Source organism: Lactiplantibacillus songbeiensis (assembly GCF_005405125.1).
In the GTDB taxonomy this organism is placed as follows: domain Bacteria; phylum Bacillota; class Bacilli; order Lactobacillales; family Lactobacillaceae; genus Lactiplantibacillus; species Lactiplantibacillus songbeiensis.
Map to the genome: position 1 here is coordinate 19,026 of NZ_BJDL01000005.1, position 19,357 is coordinate 38,382.

The 19,357-nt window shown below is 42.3% G+C and carries 11 protein-coding genes and 1 pseudogene; 6 read left to right on the forward strand and 6 right to left on the reverse strand.

Translation table 11 applies throughout. From position 1 onward, the window contains the following. Positions 1 to 52 precede the first annotated feature (52 nt). Both FFM77_RS01285 and FFM77_RS01290 read left to right on the forward strand, forming a co-directional pair. Entirely contained in the window at positions 53 to 1,411 is a 1,359-nt protein-coding gene (locus FFM77_RS01285; RefSeq protein WP_137633944.1) for a M20/M25/M40 family metallo-hydrolase, read from the forward strand. A gap of 44 nt (positions 1,412 to 1,455) precedes the next feature. Beyond that, positions 1,456 to 2,358, forward strand: a complete 903-nt coding sequence (locus tag FFM77_RS01290; protein ID WP_137633945.1) for a DMT family transporter — start codon at positions 1,456 to 1,458, stop codon at positions 2,356 to 2,358. Between the two features lie 511 nt (positions 2,359 to 2,869). On the opposite strand, the gene FFM77_RS01295 is transcribed toward FFM77_RS01290, so the two are convergent. The 5 genes from FFM77_RS01295 to FFM77_RS01315 form a co-directional block, all read right to left on the reverse strand. After that, positions 2,870 to 4,792: an ABC transporter permease gene (locus FFM77_RS01295; protein ID WP_137633946.1), complete on the reverse strand. Its 1,923-nt coding sequence runs from the start codon at positions 4,790 to 4,792 to the stop codon at positions 2,870 to 2,872. Between the two features lie 56 nt (positions 4,793 to 4,848). Further along, positions 4,849 to 6,825, reverse strand: coding sequence for a glycosyltransferase family 2 protein (locus FFM77_RS01300; protein WP_137633947.1), 1,977 nt, complete (start codon positions 6,823 to 6,825; stop codon positions 4,849 to 4,851). Further along, entirely contained in the window at positions 6,812 to 7,897 is a 1,086-nt protein-coding gene (locus tag FFM77_RS01305; protein WP_137633948.1) for a bifunctional glycosyltransferase family 2/GtrA family protein, read from the reverse strand. The genes FFM77_RS01300 and FFM77_RS01305 overlap by 14 nt, the downstream gene beginning before the upstream one ends. 301 nt (positions 7,898 to 8,198) lie before the next feature. Beyond that, positions 8,199 to 10,244 carry an ABC transporter permease gene (locus FFM77_RS01310; protein ID WP_223876744.1) on the reverse strand — a complete coding sequence of 682 codons (2,046 nt, stop codon included), beginning with the start codon at positions 10,242 to 10,244 and terminating at the stop codon, positions 8,199 to 8,201. A 23-nt stretch (positions 10,245 to 10,267) separates the two neighbouring features. Then, a complete protein-coding gene (locus tag FFM77_RS01315; protein ID WP_223876745.1) occupies positions 10,268 to 12,244 on the reverse strand; it encodes a glycosyltransferase family 2 protein in 1,977 nt (658 codons plus the stop codon). 300 nt (positions 12,245 to 12,544) lie between these two features. On the opposite strand from FFM77_RS01315, the gene arsC reads away from it, so the two are divergent. The 4 genes and pseudogenes from arsC (at position 12,545) to FFM77_RS01340 (ending at position 16,986) form a co-directional block, all read left to right on the forward strand. Further along, positions 12,545 to 12,949 carry an arsenate reductase (thioredoxin) gene (gene arsC / locus FFM77_RS01320; RefSeq protein WP_137633949.1) on the forward strand — a complete coding sequence of 135 codons (405 nt, stop codon included), beginning with the start codon at positions 12,545 to 12,547 and terminating at the stop codon, positions 12,947 to 12,949. A gap of 632 nt (positions 12,950 to 13,581) precedes the next feature. After that, a complete protein-coding gene (locus FFM77_RS01325; RefSeq protein WP_137633950.1) occupies positions 13,582 to 14,034 on the forward strand; it encodes a hypothetical protein in 453 nt (150 codons plus the stop codon). A 183-nt stretch (positions 14,035 to 14,217) separates the two neighbouring features. Beyond that, positions 14,218 to 15,526: pseudogene (locus tag FFM77_RS14120) on the forward strand (IS4 family transposase). A 476-nt stretch (positions 15,527 to 16,002) separates the two neighbouring features. Then, a complete protein-coding gene (locus FFM77_RS01340) occupies positions 16,003 to 16,986 on the forward strand; it encodes a glycoside hydrolase domain-containing protein (RefSeq protein WP_137633953.1) in 984 nt (327 codons plus the stop codon). Positions 16,987 to 18,010: 1,024 nt separating this feature from the next. Here the strand turns inward: FFM77_RS01340 and FFM77_RS01350 are convergent. Continuing rightward, a complete protein-coding gene (locus FFM77_RS01350) occupies positions 18,011 to 19,150 on the reverse strand; it encodes a helveticin J family class III bacteriocin (RefSeq protein ID WP_137633955.1) in 1,140 nt (379 codons plus the stop codon). Positions 19,151 to 19,357: the final 207 nt, after the last annotated feature.

The following is a 19,357-nucleotide window of genomic DNA, read 5'->3' on the forward strand; positions in this document are numbered from 1 at the left end:
ACCAACCGGCAGGTAGCAGTTTTAACTAGCACCAAGCGTAAGGAGGAGTGGCATGAATAACAAACAATTTATCAGTACTCATTTAGCTGAATTTGAGGCCCGACTGGCTCAGTTAGTCAGCTTGAAAACGGTGAGTGGCGACGTTAAGCAGTTGCAGTCGGGGGTGACCTACCTAGTCGATTGCTTTAAACAATTATTACAGGCGCAAGTCACGGTCGTTAAGACTGGCGGCGCACCGGCGATTGTGGCGCGAATTAATGGGACGAGTGATCAGACCGTTTTGTTTTATGGGCATTATGACACGATGGCGCCTGGTGATCTAGCGGCATGGGCTAGTGAGCCATTCAAAATGACTAAAAGAGACGGCCGATTTTACGGTCGCGGTATTGGAGATAATAAGGGGCAATTAATGGCTCAGATTTTAGGCGTGTATACGTATCTCCAGACCCACGAGCAACTCCCACTTAACGTGATTTTTATGGTGGAAGGTGAAGAAGAACAAGGTAGTGTGCATTTAGCAGCGACGGTGGCGCAACTCAAGTCAACGTTGTTAGCGGCAGTGGACTTAGCAGTCGTGATTGATGGGTCGATGAGTCAATCGGGCCAACACGTTTTACGGTTAGGTAATCGCGGGTTGTTTGGCTTTGAGCTGACGGCATTGACGGGGACGGTGGATAATCATTCCGGCAATGCCGGAAACATCATGCCGAACGCGGCAGTGTTTTTGAACCAATTATTAGACCGGTTAGTGCAACATGGTCAAGTTCAATTGCCACACTTTTACGACGGGGTCCCAACCGATGCGGAGATCCCGTGGGACTTGATTGACGCGTTGCCGTTTGATGCCGAAGCAATTGCGACTCAGTTCGGCTTATCACAAGTACCAACGAAACGCGATTATTATCGGCGACTGATGTTTCGGCCAACGTTTAATCTCAATAGTTATCAAGCTGGTGCAACTGGATCGGGGTTTAAAACAATTATTCCGCATGCCGCAACGGCGAAAATTGACTGCCGCTTAGTTGGGCAACAGTCAATTCCGGCGATTGAAGCGGACTTACGCCAGGCACTAGCCCCAGAACTTGCGAGTGGTCAAGTCAAACTCGTTATTCGTGGACGGATTCCCGTTAGTGTGACAACCTTACCCGCAGCTAAGATTCAAGCGCTGGCGGCGATGATTAAGCGGGCAACGGGGGCGGTGGTGATTGAGCCGATGATGCCGGGCACCGTGCCGAACTATGTCTGGACAGATATCTTAAAGGTGCCAGTGGTGACAATTCCGTATGCCAACTTTGACCAGCACAATCACGCGCCCAACGAGAATCTGACTGAGGCTGCTTTTCAAACGGGTATTCAAGTGGCAGCCGAATTAGTCGGTCACTTGCAAACAGTCATTGGAAAAACTAGCTAAGCTTGTTAGACTGGAATCAAGCTTAGAAAACGGGAGGGAGTCATATGCAAAAGAAGACGGTCGGGCTAATTCTCGCCAGTGTGGGACCGTTTCTCTGGGGGAGTTCCGGGACAGTGGCCCAACATTTATTTGAAACGACATCGATTGAAACCATGTGGTTGGTTTCGCTACGGATGTTAGTTTCCGGGACCTTGCTGATTGGCTATGGATTAGTGACGCGTGCGCCGGTATTTGAAGTGTTTCATCATCCGCGAGCTACGGTCAAGTTAGTTGCGTTTAGCTTACTCGGTATGGCATCGGTACAGCTGACTTATTTTATGGCGATTAGTACGGGGAATGCGGCCACGGCGGCAATCTTACAGTTCTTGTCACCGGTTATTATAATTATCTATTTGTCGATTTTGAGTTTCAGTTGGCCCAGTAAAATTGATGTTATTTCAGTCATTTCGGCAATCCTAGGCACTATTTTAATCGTGACGGAAGGTCATTTAAATTCATTAGCTTTGCCGGTTGCGGCGGTCGTGTGGGGGTTGTTAGCCGCAGTCGGAGCGGCGGTCTACACGTTGATGCCGCAACAATTGTTAAAGCGGTATGGGGCGATCCCAATTGTCGGTTGGTCGATGCTAATCGGTGGTTTAATGGTCTGTGTCGCGACCCGAGCGTGGCAACATTGGCCGCAATTAAGCGGGCCTGCTTGGTTGGAAGTTGGCTTCGTCGTCATCTTTGGGACAATGTTAGCCTACTTATTCTTCCTCCAAAGCCTTGAATCCGTGCTACCAACGACGGCTAGCGTGCTAGGGGCGATTGAACCGCTGGCCGCTACAATTTTAAGTGTGCTATTTTTAAACGTCAGCTTTAACGGTTACGGTATTATCGGGGCCATATTAATTGTTGGCGTTACGTTCTTGCAATTTATCTCCGCACGCGATGCCATGATGACACCGTAGTGCTTGACGTCAACTCAATTGGGTTGGCGTTTTAGTTTGTAGGGTTAATATTGTTACTTTGTTCCGCCCGCCGGTTGGTTTCTAAAATGCTGGAATGCTGTGGACCATTTTGAAGCCAAAGAGCGGTCTTCAAAACTGACCTTGGCCTTAAGTCCGAGCAGACCACTCGCACTAAGGCCAACGACACGGCTGAGCATTTTAGGAACCAATCTATCAGCTAAATTGACTGAATTGAAAATACTCAATCGTTAACTTTTTAACTCCCGTTAGTTAACGACGGGCGGTCCAGAATTGGCTCAGTGGTGTCGTTTATCTTGGTCGGTGATTTTCCGACTTAGATAAAGCCCGGCTTGGAAGACCGACCTTTGGCTTCCAAACGCGGCCACCACGATCCAGCCGGTTCTGGGCCAACCAGAGTGACAATTTAAACCAACTAAATAGCTGTTCAGAAATCATTGTGCAATTTCTGAGCAGCTATTTAGTTTATCCAGATGAACATTATGACCATTTTCTACGGTAAGGCTAAGTAAAGCTTAGGTTGCCGTTTCTTCTTAGTCGGTTGTTTTTTAACCGGAGTGAGCTTGGCCGCACTCGGTGAGAGCCGTTGTAGCCCAGTCTTCGTAACCTTAAAGAACCCAGTCCGGACGCCTTTTTGGTGATAGGCGTGTTGCATCATGACGGTAAAGGTATGGTGATATTCCGGAATCGCCACGTAACGGTAATGTTGCAGGCCTTGCCGGAATTGTTGTGGTGTTTCCATAAAGTTTTCTTGCGCGGTCGCGTGGTTGGTAAAGAAGTAGTAATGTGCCACGAACCCAGCATAGTAGCTGTCAACATCGCCAGCGTGCGGATCGACGATTAAAATCTTGGTTCGGTTGTAATGCGTCCACGGTTGCGCAATCCGTTTGAATTGTTGCGGAATCGTGTTGCGGTTATAACGATTGGCGAAGTTCGTCCCGTTAATTTCTGAGAGCATCATAATGATTGAAAAAATCAACAGAATAAAGGTCGACATTTGATAAAAGTTCTTGGTAAAGATGGAGCGAAACGTCCGCAAGTCGCGTTTTTCAAAGCGCTGCTCGTATAAACCAATATCCATAGCACGGACGAGCATAATTGCGCCAATCAGTAAGTTCAAAATAACGGTACTGGACATGTAGCGCTCATAGCCATCCAAAACGATGGCTTCAGCATAAGGCATCGATAGGGCGTACATCCCGAATAGGCTGCCAAAGTAGGTGATAAAGATGACGTCAATGATGACGAGCATTTTCAACAAGTTAGTCTGTTTATGGCTGCCTATGCGAATTAAGCCCCAAGCAATCAGCAAGGTGATGTTGATCAAAATAATCCCTTGCACGGAGAGTGAATTCAAGTTCAGCAGTTGATTGACCATCTTGTGCCCAACTTTAAGAATCTTCGTGGTGCCTTCGGTATTAAGTTGCTGGCTATAAGCTTTGGCACTGATTTCATGTTTAGAAACAGTGAATGTTTGATGAACATGACGTTCCCACCACATGAATGGCAGGGCGCCTAAGCCAATGGTCCCTAGCCAACGATAAGCAATCCGCCAAGTTCGCTGTAAACGCGACCCTTGGGTGTATTTAATTAAGGTGTAGAGCAAGTAAATCGCGATAATGACCACGAAAAACGTCGCTGAATTTTTAACTAATAGTAACCCGGCGACAAAGATCGCCGTATGCGCCGCCAGCAGGCCGGGATGTTTTCGATAAACGTAAATCCCGACCAGCGCGGCAATCGTCAAAATAGGCAACACGTAATCAACTAACAAGTTATTCAACCGAATGGCGATGTTAAAGACATACGTCACTGCCAGGGTGAAGCATAACGTTAACGACATGAGGGCGCGTGTCCGATCGCGCAACGCCCCGAAAATCGCATAGGACGCCGCCCAGATCAGAATGAATTGGCCCACCAGCATCGTGCCATCACTGAATTTCGTTAAGGAAACAAAGTCGGTGATAAAGAGGGCGGTAGCGGGCGGATATGATGTAAATGAAATAATCGCATCACGAGCGCCGGGCAAGCGGCCTTCAAATGTTAAAAATTTAACGATAACCGCCCAGTGCGAGAAGTTGTCGTAATGAATGAGCGGACTATGATATAAGACATCCGCCATCGCGAGACCGAGCGCAATCATCCATAAGTCAAAAGTATGCAACCCTTCAAATTTGAGCCGGCCTTTTCCCATGAAGCCCAGCACAAACCGAATCCCAAATAAGATGATACCCAGTCCAGTTACAATCCAGATGCCCCACCGTAGTAGCTGCAGCATTGCAAAAGCATACAGTAATAGAATCTGGACTAAAATCGCGGTAATCCACGCTAGATAAGGACTAATCCCTAAGTAGCGCAGGGTCCCATCGTAGCCAATCAACGCAACAATAAAAATAATTAAACCTAACCAAGCCATAAAGTGCCCCCATCTAACTAGTCATTAAGCCTGTGAATTGCCCATCAAACTAAACATCAAAACCGAGTTAGTCGACTGACCCGCCGTTCTAACTTCTGTAAGCGAATCATCACGTTGGTGTAAAGCTCATCGAATGGTGAGATCCACGTGTCTTGCGTCAGTGGTAAAGTGTCATTGAACCCATTGTAAATGAGTTGTAAATAATGATTGCGGTCATCGCCATTGGGAACCGTCAATTGCACACTATAGGCGAAGTCGGCATTGTAGTGGCTGACCCGCATAATCTTACCCGTTAAGTTCACGTACTGCCCATGTGACGGTAGTCGTAGTTTGACCGTCTGACCTTGTAAGAGTTGTGAATGTTCCAAGTCGCGGGTGTCACCGCTGAGGCGAAATGAGAGTCCTCCTTCAGACGCGTCATTGGTGCGCATATCTTGCCAACTGTTACCTAGCCAGATATCGCCATCAATTTGACGGGAGAAACGTTCCGTTTTACGGTACACTGGTCGGCCCATCGCAATGAACAGACAGAAGCTTAAGTTGATAAAGTGCATCAATAACCAGAACGTGATGACACTCCCAATCAGAATTTCGGAGCCAAACTTACCATAGTTGAACTTGACGATCGCAATTAAGGTGACTAGCCAGAGTGAAAAGTACGGCAAGATGTACAGCTTATCAATAATTGAGAAAGTCACGTTTTTTTCGGTCACTTTGAACTTCTTCGCCTTAACACCCAGTGTTTCTAAAATAACTGGAATGAATAAGTAGGGCGCAAAGAAGGTTTCTTGAATTTCACCCCAACGTTCGTTCCGAATCGAATCGGATGTATCTTTTAAGACGTAATGCAGTAAGAAGTACCCTGGCGCCCAGACAATCATCAGAATCCAAAAGTTTGCCATGACAACTTGAATCTTAAAGAGTGCGTAAAGAATTGGCGCAATAATGTAAATGATTCGTCGAGCAAAGGACCACCAATATAAGTACGTGTTGATCAGAATCAGGCGGTTTTTCCAGCCGAGTTTCGGGTTAATAAAGATATGCAAGTTGCGGCAACTTTGAATAACGCCGCGGGCCCAACGTGTCCGTTGCTTGATGACGCCTTTTAAGTCGATCGGGGTAATCCCACTAGACTGTGGTTGTGCCGTTGCCAGACTGATGTAGCCTGCCATGTTGATCTCAGTTCCCAGTTCGAAGTCTTCCGTCAAGGTGTCGGTTGGAAACCCACCGACTTTATCGACGACTTCGCGTAAGAATAACGCGTTGGAACCGGTGAACAGTGCCGTATCATTACTCCCATTTAAGACGTTCACATCACGGGAGAAGAAGTCTTGTTCGTTCGGTACGATTTTTTCAGAGAATAAGTTAAATTGAAAGATATCGGCGTTATAGAAACTCTGAGGCGTCTGAACGAAGCCCAGTGGTTTCACATCTTGGTCGTCGTCGGCTAATTGTTTAAAGTTTTCAATAAATAACGGTACGGTGTCTTTTAGAAAGCCGGAAAAGGGAATCATATCAGTATCGAAAATCGCAAATAATGGCGAGTGTAAGAACTGTAACGTATGGTTGATATTGCCGGCCTTGGCATCGTGATTATCATCCATTCCAAAATATTGGGCATGGTATTCAGCTGCTAAGGCTTTAACCTCGGGCCGATTGCTGTCATCTGAAATCACGATATGCACCTTATGCGGGTCGGGATAGTCGATGAAAGTGGCCGCATTGACTGTCTTGCGGAGCAATTCAACGTCTTCGTTATGGGTCACGATAATAATATCAACGTCCGGTAATGGTTGCGTGTGATCGTAGTCCGGAATCTTTAAGTTGAGCTTGTTCTTAAATGCCAGCATCCGAAAGAAGATTAAGATGAAGGCGGTTAAGTTCGACATGATTTCACTACCGACCAGAAGTAAGGCAAAAATCAAGACAAAAAGACCTGCGTGCCAGGGTATCGTAAAAACGACTCGCCAAATTAAGTAAATGACTGAGAGGACGATCGCTAAAACGTAGGTAATTTTTTTAATGATGGACATGTGATGGCGTTCCTTCTTTGAAAATAAAATCGCGTTGAATTTGATAACTGATAATAAATAAGATAAAGTCAACGATCATCTTGGCTAAAGTCGGCATCCATTGTCCGCTAGTCGTAGGCAGTGCCCAGGTCAACAGGTTGGTCAAATAACCCGAGGCAAACATCTGCACTAAAAAGAGCAGGCCATACTTGATCAAGGTCTGATGACCAGCATGATCGAAGACCAGATGATGATTGATCAAGTAGTTAGCGATGGACGACAAGACCCGCGAAATGACCGTGGCAATCAGGATACTGTTGAGTACGTGATTACCGATCAAAGAGATGACCAAGTAGAACAAGCTGATATCAATTAAGAATGAGGCCAGCCCACTGGCAGCAAACTTAAAGAAGCGCGAGTAAATCGCGATTGAGTCACGGATGACGCGAAAGTGCGATGATTTATTCCCATCTAAGTAAATCGTGGGAATTGGGGCTTCAGTCACTTTGACATCATATTTGCGCGCTTCCAGTAACATATCGAATTCAAATTCAAACCGGTCACCCGGAAAGTTGACTAATTGCTGGGCGTAGGTCATTGGAATGACCCGCAAGCCGGTCTGTGTATCGGAGATCGATTGATGCGTCAACAGGTGCACCAAACTACTCGTCAACAAGTTACCAAAGCGACTGCGAAACGGAATGGTTTCTGTAAATTGCCGGACGCCGATGACCAAGTCGTGCGGGGTCTGTGCGAACTGTTGTAGACAATGTTGCAGCGCGGCGACGGTGTGTTGGCCATCGGAATCCATCGTGGCAATCCCGGTCAGTTGCGGCAGTTGGCGCTGACAGTAGTCAAAGCCAGTCTTTAAAGCCGCGCCTTTACCACGATTCTGCGGGTGGTGCAGAATATGTAAACGTGAATCAGTTAGTGTCCCCAATTGCGTAAAGATGGGTTGATGCTGTGCATCGCTGCCATCATCGACCACAATAATGGCGGTGATGGGTGCGGTGATCGTAATAAGTTCATTCATAAGTTTTATTAATTTATTATCCGGATTAAGTGCCGGAATTAGTACTCCGATGGCGGCCATTGTCGTTACCCCTTTTGTTTAATATACCTAAATAATGTTAACGATATATCAATTTAATTATAACATTGATTTGCTTAAACTTAACAGTTCATTCTGATGATGTCAGTTAACTATTTTGTTCCTCCAGTATTGGCGGAACAGTTGAGACATGCTGGTTGATTAGCCGTCTTCGTTGACCAGTCAGTTCGCGGTGGGGCAGCCCTGCAGCCCAAAGGCGGTCTGCAGGGCGCTTTTGAGCCGAAGCCACGTCTCAAAAGTTGTCCCAGCCACTGCGATTAAAACTAAGTTAATTTTTTTGAAGTTATAGCCATTTTGAATTCAACCAATGAGCTTCAAAATTGCTAGTTGGTCTTGGCATTCGAAGCAATAGTTGTATCAAAGAAAATATTCCAGCGACTAACTTTGTTGTTAAAACTAGTGCTTGAACATAAGTGACACTACGCTGGATGCTAGTTGAAATTGCCGCCTGCCGGTTGGTTCCTAAAATGCTGGAACGCCATGGACTATTTTTAACCCGATGCAATGTTGTTGGCGTAACTTTGAAAATCCCGGTTTTGAGCCGTTGATGATACACTTGCCAAGCCATCTTAGTGAAGGTCCGATGCCATTCGGGAATGACCACATATTGATACTGATTTAAAGCCGTGCGGAACGCTTTTTTTGATAACATAAAGTTTTCTTGACCAACAACTTTATCGGAGAGGAAGTAGTAGCGACCCACATAGCCAGTAAAGTAGTCGTTGACGTCATTAACGTGTGGATCAACGAGTAAGATCTTCGTATGATTTAGCGTCGTGGTCTGTGGGGCCAGCTTGGGTAACTGCACGGGTAATTCTTCTTTACCAAGCGTGTTGTTGTATTGAATCCCGTTGATTTCTGAGAACATCAGAATGACGGAAAAAATCATCAAGCCTAGCGCCAGAATCTGATACATATTCTTCGTGATGATCGAGTGAAACGACCGTAGTGATCGTTTGGAAATCCGTTGTTCGAAGTAAGCCCGGTCCATCGCGACGACTAGTGCCATCGCGCCTAACATCAGGTTTAGAATCACCATACTTGATAAGTAGCGTTCACAGCCGTCTAACAAGATGGCTTCCGCGTACGGCATCGAGACGATATACATCGCGAAGACACTGATGTAGTAGGCGATAAAGCTGATATCTAGGGCAATTAAGGTGGCCAATAAATTATTCTTTTTATGCATGAATAGGCGAATGACGATCCAAGCAATCAAGAGGCTTAGGTTGATCAGCAAAACGCCTCGCGTTGATAGCGAATTTAAGCTAAGAATTTGTTGGAGAAATTTATGCCCAATCTTCATGATGACCGTTGAACTTTCCCCAGCTAGCTGATGTTTATAGGCTTGGGTACTAATCTGATGTTTTGAAACGGCCGCAAAGGTAGCGTGAACATGTTGATTCCACCAAAAGAAAGGCAAATAGCCAGCGCTCATACTGAGTGCCGTCCAGCCTAAGCTTTTCCCGCAGCGCTTCAACCAATGACCGGTTGGCTGTTTCATAAGGACATAAAACAAATAGCAACCAATCATGACGACGTACATCGCGCCGGAGTTCTTAATGAGCAATAATTCGGCACTAAAGATGGCGGCGGTGAATACCTGCAGCTTGGGGTGTTCGCGATACGCGTAGACCCCAGCAATCCCGGCAGCAGTGACGATTGGTAAGATGAAGTCGACTAACAAGTTATTCATCCGAATCGCAATGTTAAAGACATTGGTAATTGAAATCACAAAGCAGAGTGTGAAGGCGTTCAAGGCGCGAGAACGATCCCGTAAAACGGCGAAAATCGCATAGAAACTAGCCCAGATTAATAAGAATTGGCCGAGTAACATGGCGCCGCCGCTAAAGCCGACCCAGCTGACAAATTGTGTGATAAATAGCGCTGTTGCCGGTGGGTAGGACGTAAAGGTAATTAACGGCTCAGCCGCAGTTGGTAGATGCCCTTGGAACAGGAGAAACTTAACAATCAATGCCCAATGCGAATAGTTATCGTAATGTAGTAAAGGACTGGCGTAGAGGACTTTACCGAGGATGATCCCGATAGCGAGCATCCAGATGTCAAAGTAATGAATCCCTTCAAAAGCCAGCTGTCCGCGCTTGAAGAATAACAGGGCAATCCGGACGACTTCAATACCAACCCCAAGTAAGATGACGGCCTTTAACGCAAATGGTAGTAGATTGAGCATTGCAAACGCGTACAATAACAACGTCTGCACAATCATGGCGGTAATCCATGAGAGGTACTTATTGACACCGAGTTTCCGCAACATTCCGGTGTATCCCAGTTGGGCGATTAAAAAGATAATAAAGCCAATGATTGACACGATCTTCACTCACAATCTAAGCGTTAAGAATTTTGGCGCATAAAGCTGGTTAAGGTTCGTTCGATATTTTTAAGGTGCATTAGGACGTTCATATGCAACTCGTCCAGTGGCGTAATCCAGTTATCTTGTGCTTTTGGCAAGAGTTGATTATCACCATCATGAATCAGCTCTAAATAGTTGTTCTGGTCACGCGCCTGCTCAATATTAATCGTGACAGCATACCAGACCGGTTCGCGTTCCACGACGCGCACAACTTTACTGGTAAAGCGAATCGGGTGATGGTGACGATATAAGATACCGCTAAAAGGTTGTCCTTGCGGCATGCGAATCGATTGGTCTTTGAATTCAAAGGAAAAGCCGCCTTCGGAAACGTCTCGGGTGGTGAAGCGGGCCCAACGATTGGTGCCGGGAATCAGGACTTTGCCGGGGGCTTCGCGAGCAAACCGCTCACTCTTACGATAGATATCCCGTTTCATTGAGACGAACAGGCAGAAGCTCAAGTTGATAAAATGCATCACGAGCCAGAAAGTAATTACACTGCCGACAATAATTTCGGACCCCCACTTGCCGTAATTGAACTTAATGATAGCCAGTAACGTCATGGACCATAAGAATAAGTACGGTAAGATGTACAACCGGTCTTTGAACGAGAACTTAACGTTTTTTTCAGTGACCTTAAACTTTTTGGCTTTAATCCCAATCGTTTCCAGAAAAACGGGAATAAATAAGTAAGGCGCGAAGAAGGTTTCTTGAATCTCGCCCCAGCGTTCGTTCCGAATCTTACTAGAAGCATCACTTAGGACATAGTGTAATAGGAAGTAACCAGGTGCCCAGATAATCATGAGCACCCAGAAATTTGCATTTACAACTTGAACTTTAAATAGGGCGTATAGCAGTGGCGCCGCAATATAAATTAAGCGTCGGGTAAACGTCCACCAATACAAGTACGTGTTGATGAGAATAATCCGGTTAATCAAGGAAAGTCGCGGATTCCAAAAAATATGCAAGTTGCGACAGCTTTGAATGACACCGCGCGCCCACCGTGTCCGTTGCTTAATGACCCCTTTAACATCAACCGGAGTAATCCCGCTAGAAACGGGTTGAGTCGTTGCCAGACTGGTATAGCCGGCCATATTGATTTGGGTGCCGAGTTCGAAATCTTCCGTAATCGTATCAGTTGGAAAGCCACCGACTTCATCAATGGCGGCGCGTAAAAAGACGGCGTTGGACCCAGTAAAGAGTGCCGTTTCGTTGTAGCCGTTGAGCACGTTCACATCGCGTGAAAAGTAGTCTTGTTCGTTGGCCACGTAGTTTTCAGAGAATAAGTTAAATTGAAAAATATCGGCGTTATAAAAGCTTTGTGGCGTTTGTACAAAGCCGAGTGGTTTCGTGTCATTATCGTCAGCCGCCCGTTGTGCCCAATTAGTCGTAAAAAACGGGACACTACTCATAAGAAAGTTCGAGAATGGAATCATATCCGTGTCAAAAATGGCGAATAACGGTGAATCCAGTTGTGTCATTGCGTGGTTGATATTACCAGCTTTGGCTTTCTTGTTATTTTCCATCGTGATATAACCGACGTGATATTCAGTCGCGAGTTGCTGGACCTCAGGACGATTACCGTCATCGGCAATGTAAATGTGGACCTTGTGTTTTTCCGGATAATCCATAAAGGTAGTGGCATTAACCGTCTTGCGTAACAACGCCACGTCTTCATTATGGGTGACGATTAAGACATCGATAGCGGGCACTGGTTGTGATAAATCAAACTTTGGAATTTCTAGTTTATGGTTCTTTTTAGATTCTAAAATGCGGAAAATAATCAGCACAAAGGCCGTTAGATTCGACACAATTTCACTCCCAACCAGCATTAACGCAAAAATCAGGGTGAATAAATGGGCGTGCCACGGAATTGTAAAGAGTACCCGCCAGAGTAAGTATAAGACGGATAATGCGATTGCGAGCACGTAGACGATTTTACGATGCCAAGAAATGCGCATAGACATAGTACCTTTCTATTAATTATGATGTTATTTATAGATTAGGAATTCGTCTGCTTAGAAAAAACGGCAAAGTCGATAAAAAATCCAATAATTGTTAATTAGCGAACAGTTAACTAGCATCAAATATGAATTAATGATTAGTTTTTAATTTAGTAGTTATTCAAAATTATCACTACTAAATTAAATTATACCGTTAATTTTAATAAACTAAAGCTTGAAAATCTCAAACCTAAGCTTACTTGTGAGAAGTCCCAAAATATGGGACACTAAAGTTAATTTAAAGGACGGTGATGGGTGATGACCAAGCAAATTTACTTTTTATGTACGGGGAATTCTTGCCGTAGTCAGATGGCAGAAGGCTTCGCTAAGCAATTATTACCAGCGGACTGGATCGTGGCCTCTGCTGGGATTGAGCGACATGGGTTGAATCCACGGGCAGTTCAAGCGATGGCTGAAGTGGGGATCGATATTAGCCAGCAACAATCAACTTTGATTGATCCGGCGTATTTAGCCCAATGTGATTTGGTTGTGACTTTATGCGGCGATGCCCGTGACCGTTGTCCAGTGACCCCGCCTAGCGTCCAGAAGTTGCATTGGCCATTACCGGATCCTGCCCAAGCGACTGGAACTGAAGCCGCGCAATTAGCCGTTTTTCGGTCGGTTCGTGATGAGATTAAGCAGCGTATTTTAGCATTAAATTAATTAGAAAATCGTTACTGTTACTTTTAAGGTGCCTTACAAGTAGACTTATTTGCCTGATGATTGTAAAAGATTTCGTATAAGCAAATATAGTAGTTAATTCAAAGCTAGAATTGTTTGTGAATACTTTAGTGTCGGGGATGGTTTGAAGGATCTAAGCATTAAGTGTCAGATTCTTAGCACTAAAAGTATTCTAGGTGGGTAAAGCAAGTGCGTGATCATGGTACGGGGACTTTGAAAAGGAAGTATCATGATAAATGTGGTGAAAATTGATGCCAAGCAATCATAACGAGTAGTTATTCAACGAAATTCTTTTAAGTAGCTGATAAAACATTCAGTCAAGTGACGTCTTTTATAAGTGTGCTTATCAATTTTTCATGGGTTTACCTAGTTGTATTTTGGAAAAGCGGTAATACTACAACTATTCCATCCAAGTGTAACTAAGTCTACCTACAAGTAATGTCATTTGGTCGAGTACTTTGTCAGTTACTTAACTTAGGTAAGACTGCAGATGGCTATGGAGTAGTTAATAACCAGTATGGTACGTTTGTACAAAATAACAATGATAGTTATACTAACGTTGGAACTCAGAAACAAGTTTTAAACGCAGGTTTACAGAAATAGGGTGGTCTATTATGTTTTTTAAGCATGTATTACCTTTGCTGATGCTTAGTGTATCAGGATTGCTAGTTTCCAATGGACTTCAAGCATCTGCCAAAAAAATTAAAACGAAAACTCCTACACCAAAGTTTGAACAATACTACAACATCAAATATTTGCAAGAAGCTACAGAAATTCAATATGCTATTAAGCACTCGACGAATACTTTCCCTAGAGGTACCAAAGTATCGGTAAGCTATGATCAACCACCATATACTGCCTTTATTAGGGCTAAGAAAAACAGTACCGTTTATGTAAAGCAAGGCAAACGAACTTTATATCACAAAAAATTACCAAGTGGTGTCGGCTTTCTTAAACTAAAGTTATTTGTTTTTCAAAAGTCGATAAAGGTATATGCAACTAGTGCAAATCATCGCAAGTCTAGTGTTAAATCTTATAAGTTTAAGCTCTATGATATGAACAAATAATGAAAGCTCGGTTAAAAAAGTTGCATACTAAACAAAGACTAAGTTAACTAAAGGTTGAAAGTTAATAATATACAGTAAAGCCCCGGCTTGCCGGGGCTTTACTGTATAAAAATAGACATGAATCACTTTACATCTGTATACTTAAAGTGCCTAAACTCAAACATACAGAGGAGTGTCATGTCCATGTCTACTATACAATATAATACTACCGATATTCATCATTTTTCAAAATTGGTCCACCCTTCAGCTACACTACGTCGTTCTTATATTTCAAAATCACACGGTATTCGTACCGAGTTACTCTTCTAGTGGCTATTGACCACTATTTTTAATCGTTATTCTATTTTTAGAGCCGAAAAAACCAATGGATTTTCAAAACGTACAGTTCGAAATTGTTTGAATAATACCCACACTAATTGGCAACGTTTAGTTCAACTTATTGGGATTCGACTGATTGAGTATATCCAACAGTTTACCGATTCCCGTCGTCGACAGGCCTTGATTATTGATGATTCGCTTTTTAAAAGTGAATTTTCTAAAGAGACTGAGCTATTAGCTCGTGCTTTTTATCATGACAAGCAATACTGTTTAAGGGGATTTCGCGCTCTAACCATTACATTTTTCACCCATGTCTTCTCGAAATGTTAAGAACCGGTTAGGACTATTTAAATCTGTTTATCACCGTTCTCTATCTGTGCGGCGCCGTTCACAAGAACTGCGTAAAATGAACGATGTTGCACTTGAGCTAGTGGATGATGCCATTGCGTCCGGTGTTAAAGCTAAATATATTCTTTTTGATAACTGGTTTGCTTCACCACATATGTTTTCGGAACTAGTAAAGCGACATCGCGATGGTATTGGTATGTTGAAGAAAACAACGAAAGTATACTTCCGTTATCGTGATCGCGAAATGGACGTGAAAATACTATACGACATTCTTCGCCGTAGTAAATGGCCGACTAAGTCCCAATACTTGTACAGTCTGATAGTAACGTTGACGTTGCTGGCAAGAAAATGTCAATGAAATTGGTTTTTGTGACCAAACGTGGTCAAACCGATCAGTACTTGGTTTTGGCGACCACAAAACTAAGTTTAAAACCAGATGAAATCATTCAAATGTATGGTCGTTGCTGGCAAATTGAATGTTGTTTCAAAGTGGCTAAGCAATATCTTCAATTTGATCAAACTCAAATTCAAAGTTACGACGGTTTATGTGGACACTTAGCGATGGTCATGCTATTTTGGCGTTATCACAACGTAAGAACGCAGATGAACGAACCCTAGGTGATGTATTTTATGGTTATGGGTGTTCATTACCGGATATTGAAGTTGTCAGAGCCTTAGACTGGTTACTAAGGACCATAACTGGTCTAGGTGAACGTTTTGAAATGATGGCCGAGATTCTTGATACTATTTTCAATAAATTAAAAAAACATTACCAAGTAGCCTGACACGACTACTTGGTAATGCTCAATACATCAGAAAACACTAATATTTAACCCCATAGGTCTTTTGTATCAAGGCGTGTGGTCTATTTTTGTGTTTTCAACCTTTAGGTTTTAAATAAAACTGAAGTTATTCATTGGTAAAGCGATGATAAGATCTCAGGCTTGTTTATATAAATGATGTTTACGCTTGAATAGTAAGAATTTAAGAACAAACAGGTGGTAGTTTGGTTAATGATTATGGAATTTATAATGTAACTGGTTAATTCGTACAGTTTACAGCTTGTCTATAATGTGTTTTTTATTATTGTAACCATAAATTTAATTTTTAAATATTCATTGTAACACTTGAAAAACATACGTATACTACATCAGGTAGTTACGAATGTAATTGCATTTATTCAATTTTCTTGCAAGAAAGTTATTTTAATATTATTTTGAATGAAAATTATTTCAATAATGCGCAAGGGATAAGTGACGGATATAAAGCGCAAAAACCGCAACAATCTATTTTGCTGTTGATATGGATATTGAAGATGGAAATATACCAGGTACGGTTATTCCTTACATTACTGGCGTAGCTGTTAGCTGTACGCAATATAAAATTGGTATATACGGTACTAGAAATGTCTGTACCAAGGCAACTGAAACAGGTGTAGTTTCAACCTGCTTTGTTTCTGATATGTCTACTGGTTATTCGGGTAACTTAGGTTTCAAAATGCCAAAAAATTGGGCATTTGACCAATTTGTCGAATATAACCTTACTGCCGATATGGGAATTGACCAAGTCGCTGCTTCAGGTCGCGATGAGGGAACATCGGAGTTTGAGGCTTGTGACATTACACCCGCTAGTATCATGGGAGATATAGTTAACAGTGTTCCAGCGCTGGCTATCTTTGCTCAGACTAATTTTACTCTTGAAATGAGAAAGGATATTTATACGCCAATTGCAGATTATCATTTGAAGTGGTCAGATAAAATTACCGTTGGTGATGACAAGAAATTGGGAAAAGTTGATATTACGAATGGCAGGATTACTACTAGTTTAAACGCGCCCCTTCAACATTTTCCAAATGTTTTTAAACAGAAAGACTCCGATGATGCCGAAACTCTATTCAATGAATTAGCGCCAGCAATAGATAACGGATTTATTAAAGTTGGACCAGTGGCAAAAGATGGACGCATTGGTATTAAGATGATTATTAGTGCGAAACAAGAATCTTGTGATAATTCCACTATTAAGATTTCAGTTGAAATAGAGATTTATTGGAATGTCGGAGGACTACCAATGGAAGCACCACAGGAAGTAGAAATCTATAATGACATCGAAAATATTCAACGTCACATAGTATCAAATCCAGATCCTGATTTAGTTTATGTGATTGTGTTGGGGCTTGCAATAGTTGGTGTTTTAGCAATTGGCTTTTCTACCGCTCCAGGAACGGGAGGGACAAGTGCTAGTGCAGCATTATTATTAGTGTCTGGAATGGCTTCGACTCTCAAATAAGGTATAGCTGAATAAATATTTGCTGGGAAAATTAATAATTTTGTTTAATTAAAGGTTAACAAATGGGGTGGTTGTTAAGACCATCCTTTTTTATATATGTAATCCGACTTAATTTAGGTACACTGAGTTTATAGGTATCAAATAAAAATGAATGGTGGTCAGTAAAACAATGACATTTTACCCGAGCAGCTTGCTGTTTAATTTTTTTGATCATGAAGACCTTAATTATCTGGTAACGTTGTTTACTTTTCTGACAATTTGCAGGGTGTTTGTAGTTATTATAGACAGGTACTTTAAAAGACAAGTTAAATTATATGTTTCCAAACATATTTTTAAAAAGGTTAGTTACACAGATAAGATGTTAAATAAAGTAAGTAAGTTTTTTCGAATGTTAGAAATTATGGTAATGATTACAACAACTCTGTCAATTTATGAGCAATCTGAAATTTTTGCAATGTTAACACAATTGATATTTACTATTGCTCTGTTTTTAAAATTGTTTACCCAGATGAAGCGAAATTGGATTTGGAAAAAGTTGAAAAAGGTAATCAATAAAGAATTTGAAAAGTCGAGCCAGCAAATTGATGCAGTTAATAAGCTTTATCGACTACTTATAATTCAAACGATAATCGAAGATATTTTTATAATACCGATATATCTGTGTATCATGGAATTTGTAGGTTTATTTCCCTATCTGCTTTCAGATCGGGGATTTTAATAAAAAAGACATAAGATAATTCATAAGAAAGCAGGAATTAATTTATATTTATGTCAATATAATATGCATGAAGCTAGAAGCCGTTAATTACTTTGTAGGTAAGACTTTGTTAGTGAATATGATAATCTTGAATGCAGTGTTAGGACGGATTGAAAATCAACCGGAACCGTGGAGACTGTAAGTTGAAAGCCCTTAATCTAGATGATACCTGTAGCACACATAAAAAGATCAGTAATGCCCTTAAGAAAGAATATTACTGATCTTTTGAACCGTATCTCTTTTAGTCTCTAGGAAACGTACCAGTTTTTAGAATGCACTCTTAGGTACTCTAAAAACAAGTTGGGCCACAGCATTTGAACTACTTTTATGGAAATGCTGGCTGACATAAATGAAATCACCCTTTAGTTGGATGCCTTCGACTTCGTTGTCATTTTTTCTATTTGCAAATTGAGGGTATGACAACGCAACGATGACACTTGGTGTCCCGTGTCCCCAGTAATACTTGCCAATTTTAGGTATTTGAGACTGGGAACCACTGGAAATGTAGATTGCTTGACCATCGGAAAATTCAAATCCTTGGAAAGATACACCGTTAGGCACTGACCATTGACCATTGGTAAACTGGGCCTGGCCTTTACATGCCTCACGTACTCGAAGATCGTCACAACCAACCCATTTAGAAGCTTGATTTTCTTTGCTATCCAGAATCGTATTTAGGGTATTGACGTTGTAGTATGAAAATTGGATGCCTGCTGCGGTGTTTTTCATCCAAATCATCAGAAAGTGTGAGTCACTGGAGAGCGCAGCTTCAACACGGTAAACCTTTCCGTAAGGTTTACCGGTTTTATTAGCTGAATCAATACCGGCTAAGCGTGGAATGTCAGTATAGCTGTTGATGGTGGTATTATCCCTGAATTGAAGTCGCCCGATTTGAATTTCCCAGTTGAAATCACCTTTTTCTAAGCCTTTAACCGCTAAATTTGTTGCTTTACAGACGACCCAAAAGTAATCTTTTCCTTTATGGGAGAAGTATTGTAGTGTTTGACCATGACCGAAATTGTATAGCGTCATTGTTGAAACGCGAGTCGCAGTCTTTTTTTCTTTATCCATTCTGCACTTAGACAAAAGTTGTTTAGCGTCACCTTTGACAAACTGCAAAGCGTAAGCGTTGGTTGTGCCAATATAAATAGATTGGACAACGTTACTGTTAGGAAGACCAATAAAAGTAAGCTCTAGGTCGGCATTGACATTTTTGGGGGTGACTTTGGGTTGGATAGCCTCTTCAGTTGGTTCGCTAGACTTAAGTGCTTCTGGATGCTGCGTCATGAATTTATTGTAGGCAGCTTCTGTTTCAAAGTTCTCAGAAGTAAGAACAATCTCTTCAGCGGATACTAAACCGGGGCCATCGTCCATATCTAATGATTTTTTATCGTCTTCATTATTCATATTTATTAACTCCTCTCTTATGCGTGAAAATTGTAATAAATGTTGATATCAACGCCTTTATAGTAATCGGAATCAAGAGAAAAACAAGCGCAAAAATATAATGTTTTTATTATTGTAAAAATATAAAATACCTCGATTTAAAATTGAAGTGCAACACCTGCTCTACTAGACCAGTTCTTTATTCAGACTAGTCAAAAAGGCCATGAA